The 22,771-nt window shown below is 60.0% G+C and carries 17 protein-coding genes and 4 pseudogenes; 18 read left to right on the forward strand and 3 right to left on the reverse strand.

Going from position 1 to position 22,771, the window contains the following annotated elements; genetic code table 11:
- Window positions 1-255, reverse strand: a 255-nt coding sequence (locus HMPREF3098_RS01380) for a hypothetical protein (RefSeq protein ID WP_141739628.1), incomplete at its 3' end; no start/stop codon positions are given.
- 405 nt (window positions 256-660) lie between these two features.
- Here HMPREF3098_RS01380 and mobF point away from each other — a divergent pair.
- From mobF to HMPREF3098_RS01440, 12 genes and pseudogenes are all read left to right on the forward strand, one after another.
- Window positions 661-1,551, forward strand: a pseudogene (mobF, locus tag HMPREF3098_RS11745) (MobF family relaxase); the annotation flags it as partial.
- A 553-nt stretch (window positions 1,552-2,104) separates the two neighbouring features.
- Entirely contained in the window at window positions 2,105-2,317 is a 213-nt protein-coding gene (locus HMPREF3098_RS01395; RefSeq protein WP_070433719.1) for a helix-turn-helix domain-containing protein, read from the forward strand.
- Window positions 2,314-2,555: pseudogene (locus tag HMPREF3098_RS11750) on the forward strand (HipA N-terminal domain-containing protein); the annotation flags it as partial. The gene HMPREF3098_RS01395 and the pseudogene HMPREF3098_RS11750, both read left to right, overlap by 4 nt.
- A 213-nt stretch (window positions 2,556-2,768) precedes the next feature.
- On the forward strand, window positions 2,769-3,464 hold the full coding sequence (locus HMPREF3098_RS11755) for a type II toxin-antitoxin system HipA family toxin (RefSeq protein ID WP_246815803.1): 696 nt from the start codon (window positions 2,769-2,771) through the stop codon (window positions 3,462-3,464).
- Between the two features lie 60 nt (window positions 3,465-3,524).
- Window positions 3,525-7,373: an error-prone DNA polymerase gene (locus HMPREF3098_RS01405; protein ID WP_070433720.1), complete on the forward strand. Its 3,849-nt coding sequence runs from the start codon at window positions 3,525-3,527 to the stop codon at window positions 7,371-7,373.
- Window positions 7,374-7,383: 10 nt separating this feature from the next.
- Window positions 7,384-8,574, forward strand: a complete 1,191-nt coding sequence (locus HMPREF3098_RS01410) for a CE1 family esterase (RefSeq protein WP_070433721.1) — start codon at window positions 7,384-7,386, stop codon at window positions 8,572-8,574.
- 302 nt (window positions 8,575-8,876) lie between these two features.
- Entirely contained in the window at window positions 8,877-10,487 is a 1,611-nt protein-coding gene (locus tag HMPREF3098_RS01415; protein WP_070433722.1) for a PepSY-associated TM helix domain-containing protein, read from the forward strand.
- A gap of 56 nt (window positions 10,488-10,543) precedes the next feature.
- On the forward strand, window positions 10,544-11,179 hold the full coding sequence (locus tag HMPREF3098_RS01420) for an ECF transporter S component (protein WP_070433723.1): 636 nt from the start codon (window positions 10,544-10,546) through the stop codon (window positions 11,177-11,179).
- A gap of 10 nt (window positions 11,180-11,189) precedes the next feature.
- Entirely contained in the window at window positions 11,190-12,746 is a 1,557-nt protein-coding gene (locus tag HMPREF3098_RS01425; protein WP_070433724.1) for an ABC transporter ATP-binding protein, read from the forward strand.
- Window positions 12,743-13,522: an energy-coupling factor transporter transmembrane component T family protein gene (locus HMPREF3098_RS01430; RefSeq protein WP_070433725.1), complete on the forward strand. Its 780-nt coding sequence runs from the start codon at window positions 12,743-12,745 to the stop codon at window positions 13,520-13,522. Before HMPREF3098_RS01425 ends, HMPREF3098_RS01430 begins: the two co-directional genes overlap by 4 nt.
- Before the next feature lie 248 nt (window positions 13,523-13,770).
- Complete coding sequence (locus HMPREF3098_RS01435) at window positions 13,771-14,328, forward strand: nucleoside/nucleotide kinase family protein (protein ID WP_083283906.1); 558 nt, start codon at window positions 13,771-13,773, stop codon at window positions 14,326-14,328.
- A 12-nt stretch (window positions 14,329-14,340) separates the two neighbouring features.
- On the forward strand, window positions 14,341-16,233 hold the full coding sequence (locus tag HMPREF3098_RS01440) for an alpha/beta hydrolase family protein (RefSeq protein ID WP_070433726.1): 1,893 nt from the start codon (window positions 14,341-14,343) through the stop codon (window positions 16,231-16,233).
- 111 nt (window positions 16,234-16,344) lie between these two features.
- On the opposite strand, the gene HMPREF3098_RS01445 is transcribed toward HMPREF3098_RS01440, so the two are convergent.
- Window positions 16,345-17,616: a saccharopine dehydrogenase family protein gene (locus tag HMPREF3098_RS01445; protein ID WP_070433727.1), complete on the reverse strand. Its 1,272-nt coding sequence runs from the start codon at window positions 17,614-17,616 to the stop codon at window positions 16,345-16,347.
- 103 nt (window positions 17,617-17,719) lie between these two features.
- On the opposite strand from HMPREF3098_RS01445, the pseudogene HMPREF3098_RS11180 reads away from it, so the two are divergent.
- Both HMPREF3098_RS11180 and HMPREF3098_RS11185 read left to right on the forward strand, forming a co-directional pair.
- Window positions 17,720-17,950: pseudogene (locus tag HMPREF3098_RS11180) on the forward strand (tRNA (cytidine(34)-2'-O)-methyltransferase); the annotation flags it as partial.
- A 210-nt stretch (window positions 17,951-18,160) separates the two neighbouring features.
- Window positions 18,161-18,415, forward strand: a pseudogene (locus HMPREF3098_RS11185) (tRNA (cytidine(34)-2'-O)-methyltransferase); the annotation flags it as partial.
- A gap of 129 nt (window positions 18,416-18,544) precedes the next feature.
- Here HMPREF3098_RS11185 and HMPREF3098_RS01460 read toward each other — a convergent pair.
- Window positions 18,545-19,735: an MFS transporter gene (locus tag HMPREF3098_RS01460; protein WP_070433728.1), complete on the reverse strand. Its 1,191-nt coding sequence runs from the start codon at window positions 19,733-19,735 to the stop codon at window positions 18,545-18,547.
- Between HMPREF3098_RS01460 and HMPREF3098_RS11440 the strand changes: the two genes are divergently transcribed.
- The 4 genes from HMPREF3098_RS11440 to HMPREF3098_RS01480 all read left to right on the forward strand — a co-directional run bounded on the left by HMPREF3098_RS11440 (window position 19,722) and on the right by HMPREF3098_RS01480 (window position 22,694).
- Window positions 19,722-19,967: a hypothetical protein gene (locus tag HMPREF3098_RS11440; protein ID WP_168155969.1), complete on the forward strand. Its 246-nt coding sequence runs from the start codon at window positions 19,722-19,724 to the stop codon at window positions 19,965-19,967. The genes HMPREF3098_RS01460 and HMPREF3098_RS11440 overlap by 14 nt on opposite strands.
- 43 nt (window positions 19,968-20,010) lie before the next feature.
- Window positions 20,011-20,703 carry a CGNR zinc finger domain-containing protein gene (locus tag HMPREF3098_RS11620; RefSeq protein ID WP_070433730.1) on the forward strand — a complete coding sequence of 231 codons (693 nt, stop codon included), beginning with the start codon at window positions 20,011-20,013 and terminating at the stop codon, window positions 20,701-20,703.
- Window positions 20,704-21,331: 628 nt separating this feature from the next.
- Window positions 21,332-22,189 (forward strand): bifunctional methylenetetrahydrofolate dehydrogenase/methenyltetrahydrofolate cyclohydrolase, encoded by an 858-nt coding sequence (locus HMPREF3098_RS01475; RefSeq protein WP_070433731.1) that lies wholly within the window; start codon window positions 21,332-21,334, stop codon window positions 22,187-22,189.
- A 121-nt stretch (window positions 22,190-22,310) separates the two neighbouring features.
- Window positions 22,311-22,694, forward strand: coding sequence for a DUF3017 domain-containing protein (locus HMPREF3098_RS01480; protein WP_070433732.1), 384 nt, complete (start codon window positions 22,311-22,313; stop codon window positions 22,692-22,694).
- Window positions 22,695-22,771 lie beyond the last annotated feature (77 nt).

Consider the following 22,771-nt stretch of genomic DNA (forward strand, 5'->3'; position numbering starts at 1 on the left):
TCGTGCACGTACCCGGTCGCAGATCGCCTGGGCACGCTCGGGGGTCATCGGACCACGCTCACGCGACTGGGCAATGGCTGCGACATTCTCCTCAGTGGGACGCCAGCCCTCCAAGACGCCACTGTGCACGGCTTCAACAACGTTGCGCAGGCGCCTGCCTTCTAGTCCGCGTAGTGCGTTGGGAAAGGCTGCTAGGTAGCCGTCGATTCCTTTGATGCCAGCAGCCGTTTGGAGTTGGTCGCTAAGGCCTTCCACATGAAGGAGCTAGAGTAAGGCTCCAGACGCTGACGCACACTTGTCTTGATTCGACTAAACGTGTTCGCGCCTTGGGCGTGGAGACCGGCGCCAAGCTACGTCCTGTACACCGTTTTTCGTTAGCGCAAGTGGCATAACAACGCCCCAGTTCTCTATGACTGCTGCACGAAAAACGCCCCACCACTCACGCACAAAACACCGATCGCCCCAGCCAGCACTGACACAAGCAGCGCAACTGCTGCAAGCAGTAAAAAACACTGGTACATTTGCAGTAAACATGCGAGATTGGCCGATGTGCTCATAGTGCGGTTGTAGGAGGTGTGCGGAGACGTCGTGTTGACCTTGTCGAAACTGCACTCTGAATCTGTCGCCTAATACGAGTCGACAGTCGATGAAACGCGTGGCGTTGAGGCTTATTATTCCGAGGATGGACGCCAGCCTGCACGCGCGTGGGTGGTGAGTGTTGTGCCTGAGGCTGAGCCGTTGTTGGAGCGTACCTATGGTGTGAAAAATGGTCAGGCTGTGGAGGGAAAGGACGTCACGCGGTGGTTTTATCACGCGCAGGCTCCCAGTGGTGTGACGTTGGGTCGGGCGCCTGGAGACCGTGGTGTGCCGGGCTACGATATGACGTTGTGTACGCCGAAAAGTGTGTCGGTGTTGTGGGGGCTTTCTGATGATGAGCGGGTGCGTACGGCGGTGGATGCCGCACACGAGAAGACTGTTGCTACGGCGTTGCGGTATTTGGAGTTGCATGCGGGGTGTATACACATCATCCTAATCCAACCAATCCGAAGCAAATAATTACAAAGGGGTTGTTTGGTCTGTCTGGTGTGCGGTATGAGCACCGCACCTCGTGTGGTGGGTGATCCGCATGTGCATGCGCATGTGTTGGTCAACAACAAGCAGCGCAGTTTGGATGGGAAGTTCCGCACGATTGATGGCGTGAGTTTGTATCACGAAGCACGCGCGGCGGGCATGTTGTATCAGGCGCAACTGCGCGCAGAAATCTCTTCCTCTTTGGGTGTCCAGCGGGGTCAGGCGAAAAACGGTTGTGCGGAGATTATCGGCCTGGATGATGCCGAGATGCCAACGGTGGCGCAGGTGGTTAATGCCGTGATTGCGGAGCGTTCGACGTTTACCTGGGCGGATATTTTTGAAGTTGCTGCCGGGCTGGTTCCTGCCGAGGTTGCGCGCGAGAACATCTACGACCGGCTGGAATATCTGGTCGATGGGGTGATGAACTCGGGCGTGGCCTGGACGGTGACACCGGAGCGTGATTTTCGAAAACGGCACTGAATCGGCCATGTACCGAGATCCCCTCGCAAATCGCATGTACGAAACCGGTGGTCAAACACTAGTGTGTGCCACTGTTGTGGATACCTGAAATTGGTGATGCTGATTAGGAAACTGGCTACATCTACGTTCTCAAGTCTTTGAGACAACACCCCGACGTGCGATCATTTCGGGATTTGCGCAAGATTGGGGTTTCACGTGGGATGGTGGAAAGCGCATTGCTGGGGATATTGTGCGTTACGGGCATGACCCAACGGTGGGGAAACGCGTCGAGAGTTCGGCAAAGAACCCAATAGGCGCGTTCGTGCCGATTGGGCCACCTTGGTGGGGGGGCTGAGGTTGCCGTCGATCTTCGGGGCCTTGGCTTGTCGGATTGGGCCACCTTGGTAGGGGGTGAGGCTCATTTGTCTGGTTAATAGGCATGATCGTGCCGGATTTAGGGTTCGGGTTGGTATTGCGTAAGGTTAACTAGGAAAACCGGCAAATTCCTGCCGGTAGTGGTGCGTGGTAGTTAGTGTGAAGTTTCGTTCGGTTAACAGGTAGGTAGGTGAGTGGAGTGCTGGATCTGGCAAGTGCTGTGCGGAATCGCCGTCGTGAGCTGAACCTGACTCAAGAGGAGCTTGCGGACCTTGCACAGGTCGCCGAACGGACGGTTCGGGCTATTGAGGCGGGTAAACAGACGATCCAGCTGGATAAAGCTGTGCAAGTTTTAGGCGCGATTGGGCTTGAGTTCGCGGTGCAAGTGCATGTTCCTAAGGCGCTGCGATGATTGCCAATGTATGGGCGGGGGATACTCTTGCCGCAACCATTACGAGGGATAGAACAGGAACGACGTTCCAGTACCTGACGGAATATAAGCTTTCGGACCTTCCAGCTATAGCGACCACCCTTCCGAAAGGTGCGCCGCCCATCATGTTGCCACCTGGACAGCTGCCGGCATTTTTGCCGGGTTGTTGCCAGAGGGGCGGAGGCTAAGTGCCCTAAAACGGTCGGTGAAAACTTCCGCCGATGATGATCTGGGACTGTTGTTGTCTGTCGGGGAAAACACTGTGGGAAACGTTTCAGTGCTCCCAGAGGGGAGGGAGCCGGCAATCATTCCCGGCAGTGTTGATTTAAGTAGTGACGGAGTGGATTTTTCCCCGGTCCTTGCTGCTGCTGGCGTGGGTGATCCGCATGCTTTAGCGGGAGTTCAAGATAAGGCTTCAGCGCGCACGATCGCAATGCCGGTTGGCGGTGAAGCTATCGTGAAACTATCCCCACCGGAGTATCCAGGACTAGTGGAAAACGAATACTCCTGCCTGCGGGCTTATCGCGCAATGCCCATGGCGAAAAAACGTGTCGTCCATGCCGATATCGTCCACGACAAAAACGGATTGCCCGGCTTAGTTGTTCGGCGGTTCGATGGATGCTTTCCCCATAAATACCCGGTGGAAGATGCGGGTCAATTGCTCGGTATTTACCCAGCCGATAAATACAACGTCAGCTTCGAAGAGGTCTGCGAACAAGTGCTGGCAGTAGTTGCGGCTCCTAGGCTGGCGGCCCGTGATCTTATGCTCCAGCTGGCTTTTGCGTGGTTAAGTGGTAATGGGGACATGCATGCCAAAAATGTTTCAGTCATAAATAAGGGGTTCGGATACGAGTTAGCTCCTGTCTATGACATTCCCAGTACTGTTCCCTATGGTGATCGCACACTTGCGCTCGAGGTCGGCGGAAATGAAGTTGGGCTCAGTCGAAAGCGGTTTATTGCGTTGTGTGAGAACTTTGGCGTGGCGGAAAAACTAGCGAATAAGGTGGCTCATCAAGCCCTTAATGCCACGGCTGATTTGGCGAGCGTGTTGATTGAGGCCGCTGCGTTCGACGCTCGGCGAGCTCGCGATCTCACTTGCATTCTGCGTAATAGGCGGCAGCATTGGTAGGCGAAGAGGCTGCAGATACTGAATAGATCACGTGTTCTAAATGGGGTAGGGTTGTGAACCGTGAGCAAGGAGAGTGGGAACCGTCCGTCTGCGCGCCGACCCCAGCAGGAGGGGCAGGCGCGTGGCTTCGGGAATCCCGCAGCATTGAGCTGGTCTCGCCTGGAACGCATTCTTTCCGGTGTGGATACCGGACCGCTCCATGCACTCGGTGTCGCAGACGGGGTGGGCGACGGTGCTCGGGTTCATTGGTGGGATAAGGCTCAGCGATCGGAAGAGCATACCGACGAGACTGCGGGTGAGGGGGCTCGTCAAAGTACAAGCGGGGGTGTTGGGCGCGGTGCTGGAGAAACTGGAAGTGTGGGCGGTGCTGGCAAAGGCGGCGGTGAGGAAGAACCCAACACGGGCCAAAAGGTGGCGCCACAACCGTTTGCTGAGTTGCGCAGTTGTCACGCCTACAACTTCCTCCATGGCGCTGACCAGCCCGAAGCGATGGTCGCTAAGGCCGCGGAGCTGGGCATTACGTACCTCGCGTGCTTGGACCGGGATGGCATGTACGGGGCTGCGCGCTTCGCCACGGCGGTAGCGGAACATAATGCTGGGGTAGCTGGCACTGCGGTGAATAGCTATGAAGAACACAATGCCACTGAATGTGGCCCGCACATCCACACCGTGTTCGGCGCGGAGCTTTCCCTCGCGGAAGGTAAAGGCCACCCGTTGGCAATCCTGTGCCGTGGACAAGAAGGCTACCGGCGCCTGTCACAACTCATCACGGAAGCCAAGATGGCAGACCGCGATAAGGACACGGTGAACTACCCGCCACTGGAAGCCGTTGCCCAGCGCGCCCAAGGAAACTGGGTCGTCATTATCGACCGCTACTGGGCGGAACGCGCAGACGAATTAGTTCACCTGTTCGGTGCTGAAAACTGCGCGATCCAGTACCAGCTCACCATGGACCCAGCCGATAGCGACTGGAACGGCACACTTCACCGATGCGCCCAGCGCCACCCGGGCGTTCACGAATTCGCCAGTGCCGTGGCCACATGCGCCAGCCCAGCTTCCGCGCGCCTCGCGGGAGTCAAAGCGGCCCTGCACGACCGGCTGGACCTGCATTCCGCCGAGCCCACTACACACCCCACCGGGGGATCGTGGCTACGCTCACGAACCGAAATGCTGCAACTCGCGGGAGACTGCGACTGGCTCCGTGCAGCCATCGACAGTGCCGTCGCGCTGGCAGAACAATGCGCGTTCACGCTGAACCTGATTGCGCCGAACCTCCCGAACTACCCAGTCCCCCCGGGGCATACCGAAATGAGCTGGTTGAAAGCCCTGGTGGAAAAGGGAGGTGGGGAGCGCTATGGGCGTCGACCCAAAAAGAAAGAGTGCGGCGCGGAAACAAACAAGCAAGCCAACCGAGAAACCAGCGACACAGCTGGGAGGACGAACACCGCCGCGAACGCCAAGGCATGGGAAACCATCGACCGGGAACTGCAAATCATCGAGCAGCTGGGCTTCCCGGGGTACTTCCTGATCGTCTACGACATCGTGAACTTCTGCCACACCAATGACATCTTCTGCCAGGGCAGGGGCTCGGCGGCGAACTCCGCGGTGTGTTTCGCGCTGGGAATCACGACCGTGGACGCGGTGGCGGCGGGACTGCTGTTTGAACGTTTCCTGTCCCCAGAACGCGACGGGCCACCGGATATCGACCTGGATATTGAATCGGGCCGGCGCGAAGAAGCGATCCAATACGTCTACCGCCGCTACGGGCGAGACAACGCGGCACAGGTCGCCAACGTCATCACCTACCGGCGCAAAGGAGCCTTGCGCGATGCCGCCCGCGCGCTGGGATACGCGCCAGGCCAGGTGGACGCGTGGAGCCGCGGGATCGAACCTGCCCCGGAACTGCTGCAAGATGTGGCGGACCAACTGCGGGATCACCCGCGCCACCTGGGGATTCACTCCGGTGGCATGGTCATCTGCGATCGCCCGATCGCCGATGTGGTGCCAACCGAATGGGCACGCATGGAAAACCGCTCCGTGGTGCAGTGGGACAAAGACGACTGCGCGGCCGTGGGGTTGGTGAAGTTCGACCTGCTGGGGCTGGGAATGCTGGAAGCGTTGCACCACGCCGTCGATCAGGTGGAGCAGCACCGCGGGCGCCGCGTGGAACTGTGGCGGCTGGATCCCGTGGAAACCGAGGTGTACGCCATGCTGGCCAAAGCCGATGCCGTGGGTGTGTTTCAGGTGGAATCCCGCGCGCAGCTGAACACCTTGCCACGGTTGAAGCCCCGCACGTTCTACGACCTGGTGGTGCAGGTTGCGCTGATCCGGCCAGGCCCAATTCAAGGTGGCAGTGTGCACCCGTTCATCCGTCGTCGCAATGGGTTGGAGCCGGTGACCTTCGATCACCCCAGCCTGGAACCCGCGCTGACCCGCACGCTGGGGGTGCCGCTGTTTCAGGAACAACTCATGCAAGTCGTGGTGGATGCCGCCGGGTTTAGTGCCGCGGAGGCCGATTCGCTGCGCCGCGCGATGGGCTCGAAGCGTTCGCCACAACGCATGGCGGCGTTGCGTCAGCGGTTTTACGATGGCCTGCAGCGGACTAACGGGATCACCGGGGAGGTGGCCGATCGTCTGTGGGACAAGATCGCGGCTTTCGCGTCCTATGGTTTCCCGGAATCGCACGCGCAGTCGTTCGCGTCGCTGGTCTACTACTCCGCGTGGTTCAAGTACCACTATCCGGCGGAGTTCTGCGTGGCTTTGCTGCGCGCGCAACCGATGGGGTTCTACTCGCCCGCGTCCCTGATTGCCGATGCGCGCCGCCACGGGGTGGAGATCCTGCCGGTGGATATCAATGCATCCGGGGTGGAGGCGGACACGGTGGTGGGAGCGGTTGCTGACCCGGGTGCTGACTCGGGTGTTGGTCCGGGCATTGGCCCGGAAGCTGGTGCTGGTGCTGCCCCCGAAGCTGGTGCGGTCACGGGTCTCGATGAGGGCCCGTGCCCTGGTGCGGAGGCAGGTTTTATTGCGGCCTCACCTACGTTTTTTGGGTCGACGCCCCCCGCCGCCCCCGACCCCAATCGTCCGCAGGGAATTCACGGGCTCGGCCGCGGGACGGCTGAACCCGTGGGGGCAATCCGGTTGGGGCTCGCCTCCGTCAGCGGAATCGGGGAGGATGTGGCCCGCCGAATTGTTCAGGTGCGCGAACACAAGGGGCCGTTCGTCACGATCAGTGACCTTTCGCGGGAGGCTGGGCTGACTGTGCGGCAGGTGGAACAACTCGCCCGCGCGGGTGCTTTGGAAAGCCTGGGCCTGGACCGCAGGCAAGCGGTGTGGGCCGCGGGAGTTGCCGCTACGGAGCGCCCTGGTATGTTGCCCGGAAGCTCCTTGATGCAGGTGCCAGCGCTGCCCGGCATGAGTGCATTCGAATTGACGGCGGCGGACCTCGCGGCCACGGGCATCACACCGGATGGGCATCCGGTGGCTTTATTGCGTGAGATCCTCGAACGGTGGCACGAGCTACCCATCCGTACCGGGGTGCGCGCCGGCCAGGTTCGCGGTGGCGCTCCCGTTATTCCGGCTCACCGGCTATTGGAGGTTCCCGACGGCACCCGCATTCGCGTGGCCGGTGTGGTCACTCACCGCCAGCGCCCCGCGACCGCCGGGGGAGTGGTGTTTTTCGGTTTAGAGGATGAAACCGGGCTGGCCAATGTTATGGTTACCCAGGGGTTATGGAATCGCCAGCGTAAAGAGGCCCTCAGTACAACGTTGGTTGTCATCAGGGGAATTGTGCATAATGCGGCGGGTGCAGCCAGTGTGACGGCGGATCATATTGAACCCATGGAACCCGAATTACGCGCAGCCAAAACCTTTGGGGCGGTGCACCAGAAATCACGGGACTTTCGTTAGTATCGGCCGTGTGCAGTTCAGCCTAGACTCTAAGTATTATCGCCGGCGCCGGATCACCGCGGTGGTGGTCGTGCTTACCTTGGTGGCTTTCGCAGCTGCGCTGGGTGGGTTGATTCAAAGCAAAACTGGCTGGTCGCCATCACCCAACGGCGAACAGGATTCGGCGCAACATGAGGTAAATGATACTGCGCCCGCGAATACATCGGCGATCGCCGTCACTCCGGATAAAGAATCCGAACCCAAATCTCAACCCAAACCTGAACTGCGCCGCGCAGCCAAGTTCAGCCCAATTCCAAAGCCCCCGAAACCGGGGCAGGATAAAGAAATCACCATTAAAAGCGATGGGATGGTGCGCAAATACATTCTCAATGTGCCTAAAGAAGCATCCTGGCTCAATAGCAAAGGGCAGCCCATTCCATTGATTATGGGATTCCACGGTTACCGGGAAGATGCTAAGCACATGGATAAATATGCCGGATTGAGCAATCAAAAAGCGATTGTTGCCTACCCGGCGGGGATGGGACGCGCATGGGAAGGCGCGCCCTACGCGGTAACTAAAGATGGCCAAGATTTACGATTCACACAGCGGATTTTGGACGAAGTCTCTTCCACCTACCGGGTGGATAAGCATCGTGTTTACGCAACCGGGATGTCCAACGGCGGCGGATTTGTCGCCAAGCTGGCCTGCGAAATGCCCCGGGATTTTTCTGCCGTCGCTTCTGTTGCCGGGGCGTATTACCCAGGCACTTGGGAAGGCTGCGCGGCCAAGGGATCGAATCCAGACAAACCTCGCACCGTGAAATTCGCCGATGGTCCCACTGTGCCGTTTTTGGAGATCCATGGCCGAAAGGATGCGCTCATTGAGTACAAGGGTGGGGTACTGCATGACACTCCCTACTTGGGTGCTGTTCGATTGACCAGTTTGTACGCCGCCCGCGCCCAATGTTTCGCCGCCCCCAAAACTACCGACGTGTCCAAAGAGGTATTGCGTATTGAGTGGCCAGGATGCCCCCACAAGGGCGAAGTTATTCACTTGGCCATTAGGGATGCTGGTCATACGTGGCCGGGCGAGCTCACGGGCCTGGCTGGGGCGGCGGCAGCTCAGGGAACGAAAAAGGACCAAGACAAGCGGAACAGGACATCCGCCTCCTTGTATGCCGCAAGCGAAATCGAAGAATTCTTCCAACGGCACACTCTCTAATCTCGGACCCGTGCGTTTCTCGACCGCCGGGGGTAGGTCGATCGCTGGTAATTAGCCAGCTCACGCGCTGGCGGCTAGCCCCGCCTGTAGGTTCGCCCCCGATTTCTGGGAACCATTTTCAACGCAGTTCCGACTACTGAACGAAGTTTTTCAGGCGCCCGAAAAACCTTCGCCCTTTCACACGGTTAGCCCCGCACCGGCTTTAGACGGGTGAACCTGCCGGTAGGCAGCCTCATGGTGAACCTGTCGGTAGGTAGCCCCTCCCCGGTTAGCCGTCCCAGAACTAGTCGAAGGTATTTTCAATGACTCGCACTTCCATCCGTGCATTCCTCCTGCGGATACATTTCTACGGAGGCATGTTCGTAGGGCCATTCATCCTGGTGGCCGCCCTTACCGGATGTCTTTACGCGCTGGCCCCCACCCTAGAGAACATCGTCTATCGTGATTCCACCACCGTGGCGGAAGTTACCAACCCCGTTCCTCTGGAACAGCAGGTCGCTGCCGCGGAAAAGGCCCATCCGGGACTAGACGTGTTGCAAGTATGGCCGGCTAACACGCCCACCGATTCCACCCGTGTCCTGCTCGCGGATCCCACAATTGACGAGACCGAGGACCTCGCAGTCTTCATCAACCCGGCCGATGCCAGTGTGATTGACGCACAACCTAGCTACTCCGGCCTAGGAGAGCTACCGCTGCGCCACTGGATCTCGGCACTGCACCAGGATTTCCACCTAGGTAAGCCAGGTGAGTTGTACTCCGAACTGGCTGCGTCTTGGCTCTGGATACTGGTGCTGGGTGGGCTCTACCTGTGGTTTATCCGCGCGAAGGCAGCCCGCATCCGCCGTGGCCAAGGACGTTTCTCCACCCTTAAGGCGATGCTGCTAGGAGGCGCGAGGGGCGTCGGGAAAGAAAACAATCCCGCAGAGAGCAGCGAGCTACCGGAAACTGGCGGCAACGCAGTGGCTGTGTCCGGCACCAAGGCTCGCGCTGCCGCCCGGAAGACGGCGATGAAGGTACATGCCGTGACGGGAACGTGGCTGCTAGTAGCGCTCTTGGTTTTGTCTGCGACTGGGATTACGTGGTCCGGCCTGGCGGGCGAGAACGTCAACAAGCTAGTGGAATCCATGCATTGGAAGGCCACCCCTATTGAGACTTCACTTCATGCCGGGGAGGGTGACGCGGCCGCGGCAGGTGGCGGGCACGAAGGACATGAGGGCCACGGCAACCATGAAGGTCACGACGGCAGTGACACAGCGGCCGACGGCGCGGCCAGCGACTCTGCAGCCGATAGCCCAACCGCCGGCAACCCCGTAGCCAACACTTCGGGCACTACGACCGATGTCCCGGCAACGCAAGCGGATACCGTCTATCGCGCAGCGCGAGATGCAGGTTTGACCGGCCCATTGCGCCTATACCCACCAGAGGACGAACACTCCGGCTGGAAGGCCAGCGAACGCTGGGTGGAGTGGCGCACGACTAGCGACCAAGTCTCCGTCGACGGCTCGGACGGGCGAATCATCGATCGCCAAGATTTCGCCGATCTGCCGACGTTCAGCAAGCTGTCCAGTTGGGGTATCTACCTGCACATGGGAATTATGTTCGGGCTGCCACTGCAATTACTGCTGTTCGTAGTGGGGTTGGGACTAGCTTTGATGGTGGTCATGGGCTATCGGATGTGGTGGAAGCGCCGCACCAGTTTTGTGCCTGGATCACCGAAGAATTTCAGTTGGCAAACCACGGCGCTGGGCGTGCTGGTGGTCGCTACCGTGGGAGTGTTCCTGCCGCTGTTCGGCATCACGCTGGCCGCGTTTTTGCTGGTGGATGTGCTGGTCATGGGCCGTCGGGCGCGGAAACTGCGGAACCGGAATGTTAAGATTCGTCCGATACCACAACCGGAGCACCAGACGACCTGACAGGTGCTGATTGATCAAGCCTTACTGATCAAGGCTTACAAGGCAAAAGGAACACCATGACCGCAGCGACCCCATCCACCCCTAACTCCGGCCAGCGCACCACACGCCCCAACCGCAGTTGGCGCGTGGTGGATATCGTCGTGGCCGCGATCCTCGGTGTGGCATTCGGCCTTATATTTTGGATTTGGAATGGTGTGGGCGGTGCCGCCTACAGGGCCTTCGACGCCGCCACGCCCGGCCTAGGAGGTTTGGCCACCGGGATCTGGGTGGCCGCCGGTGTGGTGGGCGGCCTTATTATCCGTAAACCGGGTGCGGCGCTCTTCGTCGAGCTGGTCGCGGCCATCGTTAGTGCACTATTAGGCAACCAGTGGGGCATTGAAACGGTGTATTCCGGCCTCGCCCAAGGCTTGGGTGCCGAGCTGGCCTTCCTCGCCTTCGGATACCGCAAGTTCACCTTGCCTGTGGCCGTCCTCGCCGGTATTGGTGCCGAGGTGCTGGAGTGGATCCTGGAGCTGTTTACCTCCGGAAACCTGGCGATGAGCCCTTCCTACCTGGTCATTTACCTCGTCTGCATGGTGATCTCCGGTGCTGTACTGGCCGGGGTTCTGGGTTATTTCCTGGTCCGAGGTCTCGCCGCCACGGGGGCGCTCGACCGCTTTGCCGCTGGTCGCGAGCGTCGCGAGGAGATTTAGACCCATCGCTATGGGCGCAGAAATCGTTCTGGATAACTTTGGTTGGCGCCACGCGGGGAGGCGCGATCCCGCCATCGCTGGCATCAACGCCCGCATTGCCCCGGGTGAGAAAGTCATGCTGCTGGGCACATCCGGCGCGGGGAAATCCACCCTTCTCGCAGGCATCGCGGGTGTGTTGGGGGATGTGGAAGAAGGCGAAGCCCACGGCCACGTGACCATCGATGGGGAATTGCCACAGTACTGCCGTGGGCGGGTGGGAATGGTTCTGCAGGATCCGGATTCGCAGGTCATTGCCGCCCGCGTGGGCGATGACATCATTTTTGGCTGCGAAAACCTTGGAGTGGACCCCGCTGAGATGTGGCGCCGTGCCCGACAGGTTGTGCGCACCGTGGGGTTGGACAGCATTGATACGGATATCGAAGCCGTGTTGGCCCGGCCCACCGAGCGGCTTTCGGGTGGGCAAAAACAACGCCTTGCGCTAGCCGGTGTGCTGGCAATGCAACCGGGCGTGATCGTGCTGGATGAACCTACGGCCAACCTGGACCCCCAGGCCACTGTGGAAGTCCGCGACGCGGTGATCGCCGCGGCAAAAACCACCGGCGCTACCTTGGTGGTGGTCGAACACCGCGTGGGTACGTGGGTGGAACACATGGACCGCGCCATCGTGTTGGGTGCAACCGACGGGGAAACCCCCACCAGCCATATCATCGCGGATGGCCCGATAGCCCAGATCCTGCGCCAGCATGGGGAACAACTCGCAGCCTCGGGGATGTGGGTGCCGGGTGTGCCAATTGAGTTGGAAGCGTTAGACAGCGGGGCGTCGACCCAAAAGAATTTGGTGACCACTCACGACCTTAAAATCGGGTGGAACGCCAACCACCCAGTGCAGCAGGGGTTGAATCTGCAACTTCCGGCGGGGTCTACCGTGCTGACCGGGGATAATGGTGCGGGTAAATCCACTTTGGCGTTGACCGTTGCCGGGCTGCTGCGGCCCGTGGCCGGGCAGGTGAATGCGCGGGGGTTAATGGAAAGTAGTGGGCCGGGAGCTAGCGGCATGATGGCTGTCGGTGACACGCTGGGGCACAGGGGCGCACCAAACTTCCGCCGCCCGAGCCGCCACAGCCCCCATCCCCACGCGTGGAAGTCCCGAGATCTAGTGCGCCGCATCGGGTTCGTTTTCCAATCCCCAGAGCATCAATTCGCCGCCCGCACCGTGCGCGAAGAACTCCTGCTGGGGCCAGCCACCGTCGGGATGGATTCCGCGGAGGCCGAACAGCGTGCGGACGACCTGCTGGCGCAACTGCGCCTGTCCCGGCTGGCCAAAGCCAACCCATACACCCTGTCCGGTGGCGAAAAGCGCCGCCTATCGGTGGCTGCAATGCTCGCGACGCGACCGCGGCTGCTTATTTTAGATGAGCCCACCTTCGGCCAAGACCGCGCGACGTTCCACACACTCGTGCGGTTATTCCAGCAGCTGGTGGAACAGGAATACTCCCTGCTGTCGATCACGCACGATCGTGATTTCCGCCGGCTCATGGGCACTCACGAGTGGAGGTTAACCGCATGATTCTGGAGCGCATAGACCCCACTACGCGGCTGCTCGCCCTGGCTGTCTTGACCACCCCGCTGCTTCTCAGCATCGATCTCACGTCCGCCACCGTCGCCTTGATCGGGATTATCCTGCTGGCGCCCCTGTGTGGCACCGGCCCTGTGGAATTGATCCGCAGAGGGTGGCCACTGCTCCTCCTGGCGCCCCTGACTGGCCTCAGTATGTTGCTGTACGGGCGCGCCGGGGGCGAAGTGTACGTGGATGCCGGCCTGATCACTATCACCCAGAATTCCGTCGCGCTGGCGGTTGCCGTGACCGTGCGCGTTCTTGCTGTTGGTCTGCCTGCGGTCATTCTCACCCGTAACTTGGACCCCACGCGTCTGGGCGATGGGTTGGCCCAATTGTGGAAACTACCCGCGCGTTTCGTCATAGGTTCCGTGGCGGGTGTGCGCATGGCCACCTTGTTCCAACAAGACTGGGCTGCCCTCGAACGGGCCCGGCGCGCCCGCGGCTTGGGTGATGGTTCGCGGATCTCACGGCTTCCCAAGCAGATGTTTGCCCTTTTGGTGTTGGCACTTCGTCGAGGTGGCAAGCTGGCCACAGCGATGGAGGCGCGCGGTTTTGGGGCTACCGACGCCAACCGCAATCCCCTGCCTCGAACGTGGGGAAGGAAGGCGACATTCGGGGCGTGGGACATTGGGGTGCTGCTGGTGTGCGCTGCCCTCAGCGCCCTGGCACTGGGGATTGCCGTGTGGACTGGCGATTTCCGCCTGCTGGGTGTGACGGGAAGCTAATGTATGCGTGAGCAGCACTTCCGTGCCTTGTTCAAAGCAACCCAGGTGGCCGGCCGGGGGCGGATGATGCGCCGCTACCGTTAGCGACTTCCGTGCCTTGTCCAAAGCAACCAAGGTTGCCGGACCCTTAGCGGTTTCTCGCGGGAATTGCCGGGCTGTGCTCCCGCACCACGTTCACCTCAACCGACGTTGTCAAGGCTGTGTTAGCGCCCTTCTGAATCGACCTTCCGGCCTCTTATATTGGACTGATGATCGCAACTGACCCGGTGGAAGTCACCACAATTATTCTGCGTGCGGTACGGCAATTACCACGAGGTAAAGCCCCCTTGACCGTACTTATTGACGGTCGTAGCGGGGCGGGGAAAACGTGTATCGCACAAAGGCTCAAAGGGCTGGTCAAGGCTCAACTGGTGCACCTCGATGACGCGTACCCGGGGTGGGCCGGGTTGGCGTCGGCCTCAAAGGCAGTGAGCACCACCATCCTCAGCAACCAGAAGAGCCAAGCTGGCTACCAGAAGTGGGATTGGTTTAACAGTGCCTATGGCCCGTGGCAACCGGTGGACCCCCACGCGAACCTCATTGTGGAAGGCGCCGGCGCGCTGACTCCCGAGACGGTCGAGGCAGCCCGGCAGCGCAGTGGGGAGCGGGTCCTGACCGTGGTGTTGGAAGCGCCGGAAAAAACTCGAAGGATTCGGGTGCGCAACCGCGACGGCAATCCTGAGGCGTGGTGGCAGATGTGGGCCGCGCAGGAAAACGAGCATTTCGCACGGCTACCGAAACCGGATCTGCATATTGTGACCTGCTAACATTGCGAAGCTATGCGCCATACCACCAGACCTTCGATCGCTCCGGCGGGAGATGCCATTGCGTATATCGTCCGCGATGGGGATTACCCGTATGCCGTTCAAGTGGCTTTGGAAAATGGGGAGTTAGGGGAGGAAAGGCACGTGCAGCTACCGGTGGAGGGGCCGGTCACACGGGTGCTGCACAGTCCCGATGGCAAGTGGATTGCGTGTGAAGTTTCACCCAAGGGCTCGGAGCGACTGGAGACCTTCACTGTGTCCACCGATCCCGCGGTGCCGGGTGCCCAAGCACTACGCAATACCCACGATGCAAAAACCACCCTAGTGGAGTGGGATGGCACGTACCTGGCAATGGACGCAGTGGCATCCGATGGGGTGTCCGAAGCGCGTTTGGTGGACCCGGAGAATTCCCGCTATGTGGTGATGGACCGTCGCAGCGATGCCGTGCTGGTATCCAGCGAGGCCGGGTTTTGCCTGATGCGCGTTGGTCCCCGAGGGAATCGCGAGCTGCTGTTAGTCACTCCTGAGGGACAATGGATGCCGCTGTTAAGCCCGCAACCGGGTGCGAATACCGAAGATGGTCATATCCTCCCGCTGGGAGACAACCGGATTGTGGTGCTAGTGGCCACGGATCACAACGCGGAGCGCCGCCGGATCCTGCGCCTGGTGGTAGAGGTGGACCCGCAGACCGGCCGTCCGCGTTGCCTGGAGCAGGAGGACCTGATCAGTGGCCCGGAATCCGAAGTGGATGAGTTCGTCATCAGCGAGGATCTAACGACCGCCGCGGTGTTGTGGAACAACGATGGGGTGTCCAGCTTGGAAGTGCTCATGTTGGGGGAAGCTCAGCGCGTGCAGGTTCGTCGCACCGTGGAGCTGCCGGGCATGGTGGCTTTTGGTTTGTCGATTACGGACGACGGAGGCCTATTGGCACTGACAGTGGAGGGGCCGAACTTGCCTCCGACGGTGGAGATCCTGCAGGTTGATGCCGGGCGCGTGGAGCCACTGGACCCGGACCGCTCAGCGCGTTTGGAAGAGCGCAGCCGCGCCGGGCGATTACCCACGCCCGAATTGGTCCACTATGTGGCCCGTGACGGGTTGGAGCTATCGGGATGGTTGTACATGCCGGATCCAGCCACCGCGGTGAGCAATCCGGAAGCAAACAACGCGGCAACCAGCCAGGGCGAGGACAATGCGGTGGCCACCCCGGATGCTGCGCGGCCGGTATATGTCCATCTGCACGGCGGCCCGGAGGGCCAATCCCGCCCGGTGAACCACGACATCCTGTCGCAGCTGGTGAGCGCGGGCATCACCGTGTTCACCCCCAACATCCGCGGCAGCAAGGGCCACGGCCGCGCCTTTTCGCACGCAGACGATCGCTACGGGCGCTTTGCCGCCATGGATGACGTTGCCGATACAGTTACTTTTTTACTCGACGCCAACCTGGCCCACCCCGGCCGCGTTTTCGTTGGGGGTCGAAGCTATGGCGGTTACTTGGCGGTCCTTACCGCGTCCCGCTACCCGGATCACTTCGCCGGTGTTATCGATGCCTGTGGCATGACGAGTTTTGAGACCTACTACGAATCAACCGAGCCGTGGTTGGCCTCCGCAGCTTCACCGAAGTACGGCTACCCCATGCACGATGCGGAATTGTTGATGGAGATTTCCCCGCTGTACAAGGCGGAACACATCACTCCACCTGTGCTATTCATCCACGGTGAAAACGATACGAACGTGCCCATTGATGAATCCCAGCAGTTGTACGAGGCTCTGCGCGCGACGGGTCGAACCCCGGAATTCCTCGTTGTTCCGGGGGAGGGGCATCAGTTCGTCAAGCCCACATCGCGCACATTGATTGGCGATACGATGCTGGAATTCATCGAGCGGGTCAACAGTGGCGTGGAGGTCTAACCCGCGCCCGGTCCCCTTGGGCTAGGCCCAAGATCCTCCCGGGGTTAAGCCCAGCCCTCCACGTGGCGAAACCGAGCCTGCGACCAAGCCGAGTCCGATCAACCCCCAAGGCTACGCGGTGCCGAGTTTCACACCAGCTTCGCGCAACCGCCGAACATAGGGCATCCCCAGACCCGTAGCCGGCGTGAGCACACCACCACCAGTTTCGCTGTCGCCGACCTTCGGCAACTCATCCTCGTGCAGTGCCAAGGTCAAGGCGGCCTCGCCCAGCAGCAAGGACGTGCCTTTGTAACCAGGATCGGCTTGCATCTCCATGGTGGAGCGAATCCGGGTGCCATCGCTGAGGGTGCCATAGTGGGTGGTTCGGAAGAACCCGTTTTCACGCGAAGCTTCGTCCGGCCCTTCACCCGGTTCCGGGATCCACCGCGCCAGCTTCGGCCGCAATTTCTCGTTTTGAATCAACTTGATGCCCACGCCAAGGGCGGCGCCAATCGCGTAGCTCGTCGCGCGCCCCTTGAGTCCCTTACCCGTGTACATGAACTCGCGGTAGCGCAAACGCGGACCGTAAGCGAAACCCAGCAAAGCGTTGGAACGGCGCACCACGCGGGTGTTGCAGCTGGCCATCACAAACGGGCCCGCAAACCCGCCCTTCTCGCCGTACTCATCGAGGGATACAAAACCGTGGTCAGGCTGCGCCCCCAAGTCCGGCTCCGCATCGCGGTCGGGGGAGGTGGTGTAGGGATCTGCCAGCAGTTTCCCCAGCTTCGGGTTCTTATCGACCTCGGCAAACTGATTGCGGATGGAGTCGACAGTGCCGCCAGACAAGCCACCCTTCATCTTCACGATCAGCGTGGCGTCGTCCAATTGAGAAGGCGAGTGCTTCTTGGCTTCCTCGTGCAACAGCAACATGCCAATATCGGAGGGGACAGAGTCAAAGCCACACGACTGGACGATGCGGGCGCCGGTGGCTTGGGCGGTGACGTTGTGATTGTCGATGGTCTGGCGCATGAACAGCGTTTCGCCACACAGATCCACATAGTGGGTGCCCGCGGTGGCACAGGCTGCGGTGAGCTTCTCGCCGAAGCGAAGGTAAGGCCCCACGGTGGTGATCACCACGCGGGTCGATTCTGCCATGGCCTGCAGCGAGGCCGAATCGGTGGAGTCCGCGACCACGAGCGGAAACTCGGCTGCGCGAGGGTACTGAGCGGCGATATCGTTCCTGGTCTGTTCCAGTTTTTGTTCATCGCGACCCGCCAACGCGATCCGTGTGCCCTCCGGTGCGCGGTCGGCAAGGTAGATGGCGGTAAGCTTTCCGACGAATCCCGTGGCGCCGAACAATACGACATCATGGGTGCGGTGAGCGCGAGATTGAGAATCAGTCATGGCTACCGTTCTACACAAAATTGCCATACTAGGTTTTTCTAGGGCTCACGCTTTGGCTTCCCCGTAGGCAACAGTTTTCTTATGTCATGTGAAAGGTTCCCCGATGAGTGAACACGGCGGGTTGCACGTCCTTTTCGACCGTCCGCAGATTCCGCCGAATACCGGCAACGCAATTCGGATGTGCGCGGGGACGGGGGCATCGCTGCACCTCGCGGGGCCGCTGGGGTTCAACTTCGAGGAAAAGCACGTGCGCCGCGCCGGGTTGGACTACCACGACCTTGCCGATGTTCACCTGCACGATTCGGTGTGGGACGCATTCGATTCCCTGTGTGGGGCGCCTGCTTCCTCTGCTGGCGCGGGGGCTTCTTTGCGCGGAGCTGGGGCTTCTCCTGCTGGCGCGGGGGCTTCTTTGCGCGGAACTGGGGCTTCTTCTGCTGGCGCGAGGGTTTCTTTGCGTGGAGCTGGGGCTACTTCTGCTGGCGCGAGGGTTAGCACTGCGGTCGCTGGGGATTGTTCCAACGACGCCCCTCGCCGCCCCACAAGTGCTCCCAGTCGGGTTTTCGCTTTCACCACGAAAGCGGATGTGTGGTTTACCGATGTGACGTACCAGCCGGGGGATGTGTTGTTGTTCGGTCCAGAGCCGACGGGGCTGGATCCGGACGTCCTCCATGATCCGCGGGTCACACAGTGGGTGAGGATCCCAATGCTTCCAGGGCGCCGGAGCATGAATCTATCCAATGCGGCGGCCGTAGCGACCTATGAAGCATGGCGGCAGATGGGATTCCCTGGCGGTGAGTAAGGCGCGCCAAACATTTGCGCGCGTGGTTGGGCGCTGCCTCCGCGCGCTGCATACCTCGGCCAACACATAAGCTTTTGTGCGCGTGGTTAGGCGCTTGCTGTGTGGTGGAACCGGTGACTGTTCCTGGATTTAGGACTTGGCGACGGTTTGCCCGCTGTTCCCCGTGATGTCTAAGGAGATATTTCTGCCTGCGATCATGCCTGCAATTCCTTGGATGACGAGCATGCCGAATAGCACCCACAGCACCACCATCCAGTCATTTGTCTGATCGTGCAGGAAGCCAGCTGTGATCGGTCCCATGGCAGACAGGGTGTAACCCGCTGTTTGGGAAAGAGCGGCGAGGGTGGCGGTTGTTGGGCCGTTGGCGGAGCGCAAGAGGGGTAGGGAAAAGCCCACACCAGTTGCCACACCGTTACCCATGCCGAACACGACTGCCCATACGACGATCGTGCTGGTGGGGGCGATGATCATACCTAAGATACCTGTGGCCAACAGCGCGGAACCGGTGACGGTGGCCCAGCGCTGCGAGCCGCTGTTGTGGACGCGCAGGGAGATCAATAGGGCTAGGGGGATGGCGGTGAAGTTGATGATTGCCAGCATGCTGGATCCGCGTTCCAATGGGATCCCGCGGTCGGTCAGGATGGTGGGCAGCCATGCGGAAATGGTGTAGAACAAGACCGACAGGATTGCGAAATAAGTAGTCACTGCCCAGGTGATGGGGTTGGACCACAGCGGGCGACTGGAAGGATGCTTGGCGCCTTCGCCGCGCATCCCCTTTCCGTCGGCTCGCATGTGAGGCAACCATAGGGGGATCGCAATCAAGATCAGTCCGGCCCACGCGAATAGGCCCCAGCGCCACGATCCTAAGGCATTCGTCAGTGGGATGGTTCCAAGTGCGGCCAGCAAAGGGCCTAGGAATAATGACACGGTGTAAACCGCGGTGAGTGTACCTGCTTGTTGGTGATAGGCATGCTTGATGTACGTCGGCAGCAGCACATTCCCGATGGTGATGGCTACGCCAACGACGGCCATGCCGATATAAAGAGCAGTCACTGCGGGGATGAGTCGCACAGTGAATCCGAGTAGCAGCACAAGCAGCGAAACCATGATGCAGCGGGCTACTCCGAATTTGTGCCCCCAGCGGGGCGCGGATGACGAGAGGAAAACGAACGCCAAAATTGGCACCGTTGTTAAGAGCCCCGCAGCTGTAGATCCGAGGTGGAAGTCCTCGGTAATGCCTGGCAAAACAAAAGCGACGCCCGTGATTCCCGGTCGCAGATTCAACCCCACTGCTAGCACGGCGAGGATGGCCACGATCATGCTGGGGCGAGTCCGGGGATGTTCTGGGGGCTTTACACGGTCGTGGGCCGGGTTGCTGGGTGAGGAGGAGTTGGGGTGTGCCGGGTTGCTAGATGACGTGGAGCTGGGGTGTGCCGGGTTGCTGGGTGAGGAGGAGCTGGGGTGTGCCGGGTTGCTGGATGACGTGGAGCTGGAGTGTGCCGTAGATTTCATTGATGACCTATGTGTGAGTATCAAAAAACGATTTTGCTAATGACGAGGGAACATTGAAACATGGGATTAGGTAAGGTGTCAACATGCTTTTTACTCATGACGTCGCACCTCGTATGGCCTTAGTCATGGATTTGGTTAACACGGACCTGGGAGTCGTGGGAGCCGCCCAGGTGGGCGTGAACCAACCAAGCGTTGCCACTGCACATGGGACCCAGCCGGGTACTGGGAAATCTAACGGCGCTCAGACAGATAGTGCCGGTTCGAACGGAACCCAGCCGGGTGAGGATAACGAGGATGTTGTCGATTCTCCTGGCTGGTTGCAGCACTTCGTAGCTGATCATTGTTTGTTTCGCGTTGACGAAGGAAGCATGAAAAACGGACGGACATGGAACCGCGAGATCAAGGAGTTGCGTGCGGAGCTTCGAGCCATTGTGGACGCGCCTGACATGGAAAGTGCCGTTGAGCGAACGAATAGTTTAATTGCGGTGCTGAGTGTTCGCCCGTATCTCAGTCGCCATGACGATCTGGATTGGCACATCGACTGGGCGGCAGACAGCGCGGATGCTGTTTCGCGCATCCGCGTAGAGGCAGGGCTGGGCCTACTGGGATTCTTACCGCAGGGTGGGATCGACAGATTCCGGCGTTGTGCCCGCCCTGGGTGCGAGCGATACCTTGTTGATTTATCCAAGAATAAGTCGCGAAAATTTTGCGAGGGCACGAATTGCGCTGCTCGTACTCACGCACAGGCGTATCGGAATCGAAACAAGCAAGGGTGACGGTTAATTCAAGTGCGTGACTGGCAGCACTTGTACTTTATTCCACTGCCGGCGTCTTTCTTGCCCGTGGTGTGATGAGTATTTTCCTCGCCTGAATCCGTGACACATTTTACGTGGATTAGGTTCGGTTTTCTTCCGGCGGTGGGGTGTGCAGAACGCGTTCGAAATACGAAACGCGTTTCAAAACGCAAAACACGTTCAACAAACAGAACGAGATGCACAAAAATCGTCGTTTCGCAGTCGTTTCATTCTGCTTCTTCGGCATGTGCGAAGCCGTTTCTTGCGTTTCGTTCTGCTAATTCGACAACCGCTTAACCTCTCCAACCCGTCCACGATTTTCGTTCTGCTAATTCAACATTGTTGGTGCCGCAGAGGAGGGGAGTGATGCCGGAGAAGGGATGCGGGGGATGAAGATGGAGATTGGGAACGCGGCGGAGGATGGGCGTTGGCGAAGAGGTAGGTGCGAGGAACGCGGCGGTGGATGAAGATGGAGAATGGGCACGCGGCGGTGGATGAAGATGGAGATTGGGAACGCGGCGGGGGATGAGGATGGAGAATGGGATTGGATGCAGGTCGTTGGAAGGGCTCAAGGTGGATTCGCCGCCCGGAAGTGGAATAATTGGTAACTATGGCTGCAACTAAATTGGACGGAAAACTGTACCGCGACGAGATCTTCGCTGATCTCGCCGACCGAGTGAAGGCGCTCAAGGACAAGGGAATCACGCCAGGACTGGCAACTGTGCTGGTGGGGGATGACCCAGCTAGTCACTCCTACGTGCGCATGAAGCACAAGGACTGCGAGCAGATTGGTGTTAACTCGATCCGCCGTGACCTGCCAGCGGACGTTACGCAAGAAGAGCTCAATGCCGTAATTGATGAGCTCAATGCTGACGATGCCTGCACCGGGTACATCGTGCAGCTTCCGCTGCCCAAGCACTTGGATGAAAACGCGGTGCTAGAGCGCATCGATCCCGCGAAGGATGCCGATGGGTTGCACCCGGTCAACCTGGGCAAGCTGGTTCTCAACGAGCCGGCGCCATTGCCTTGTACCCCAAATGGTGCGATCAGCTTGTTGCGCCGGTTCGATGTTGAACTCAATGGCGCCAAGGTTGTCGTGATCGGGCGTGGTGTCACGGTTGGTCGGCCCATCGGATTGATGCTCACCCGCCGCAGCGAGAACTCCACCGTTACCCTGTGTCATACCGGTACGAGGGACCTGAAGGCAGAGACCATCAACGCGGATGTCATTGTTGCCGCTGCTGGCGTGCCCCACATGCTCACTGCCGATATGGTCAAGCCCGGTGCAGCCATTCTCGACGTCGGTGTTTCCCGCGGTGAAGACGGCAAGCTTGCAGGTGACGTACACCCTGACGTGTGGGAAGTAGCCGGAGCGATCTCCCCAAACCCAGGTGGTGTGGGCCCGCTGACCCGCGCTTTCTTGGTGCGCAACGTGGTAGAACGTGCGGAGCTCCTGGTGCAGCAGTAGCTCGGAGGTTCGAACCCGCGGCGGGACAACACCCGGATGAGGAACGTACCAGTCGCGGAGCAGCACGCCCCCTGAACCCAAAAGCACAGCAGCAGTTCCATAGAAAACAGATCGGTTAGCTATGTCGCCCAACTCTCCGCACACTCCCCATCAGCATTCCGCCCATGCGCGGATCGGGGGAGTGCGAGAGCATCTTTTGGCCAATCCCCACGATCGGGTTGTGCCGCCGTCCCCTCTGCGGGCCTCGCTGCAACGCGGGTTGATCTACGGTTTCGCGGGTTTACTCATTGTCGTCTTCGGGCTTATTGTGATGAACCACTGGCGCCGGGGCGTATTCATTTTGGGGTTGGCGCTGGTGTATTTGGCCGTGATCCGCTGGCTGGTTGATTCCCGAATTCTCGGCGTGCTCGCGGTTCGTTCTCGTAAATTCGATTCAATCTTCAGCGCGACCTTAGGTTTGGCAATGATGTGGATTGCCCTCGGTGTGGAATCGCTAGGAAGTTAGTTGGTGCGAGCACCGCTGCACCGCTTGGGCCGCGGGTAGCCATGCCGTGGCAACGTCACCACACTTCAGCCTTGGGC

The sequence above is a fragment of the Corynebacterium sp. HMSC28B08 genome, assembly GCF_001806865.1.
Taxonomy (GTDB): domain Bacteria; phylum Actinomycetota; class Actinomycetes; order Mycobacteriales; family Mycobacteriaceae; genus Corynebacterium; species Corynebacterium auriscanis.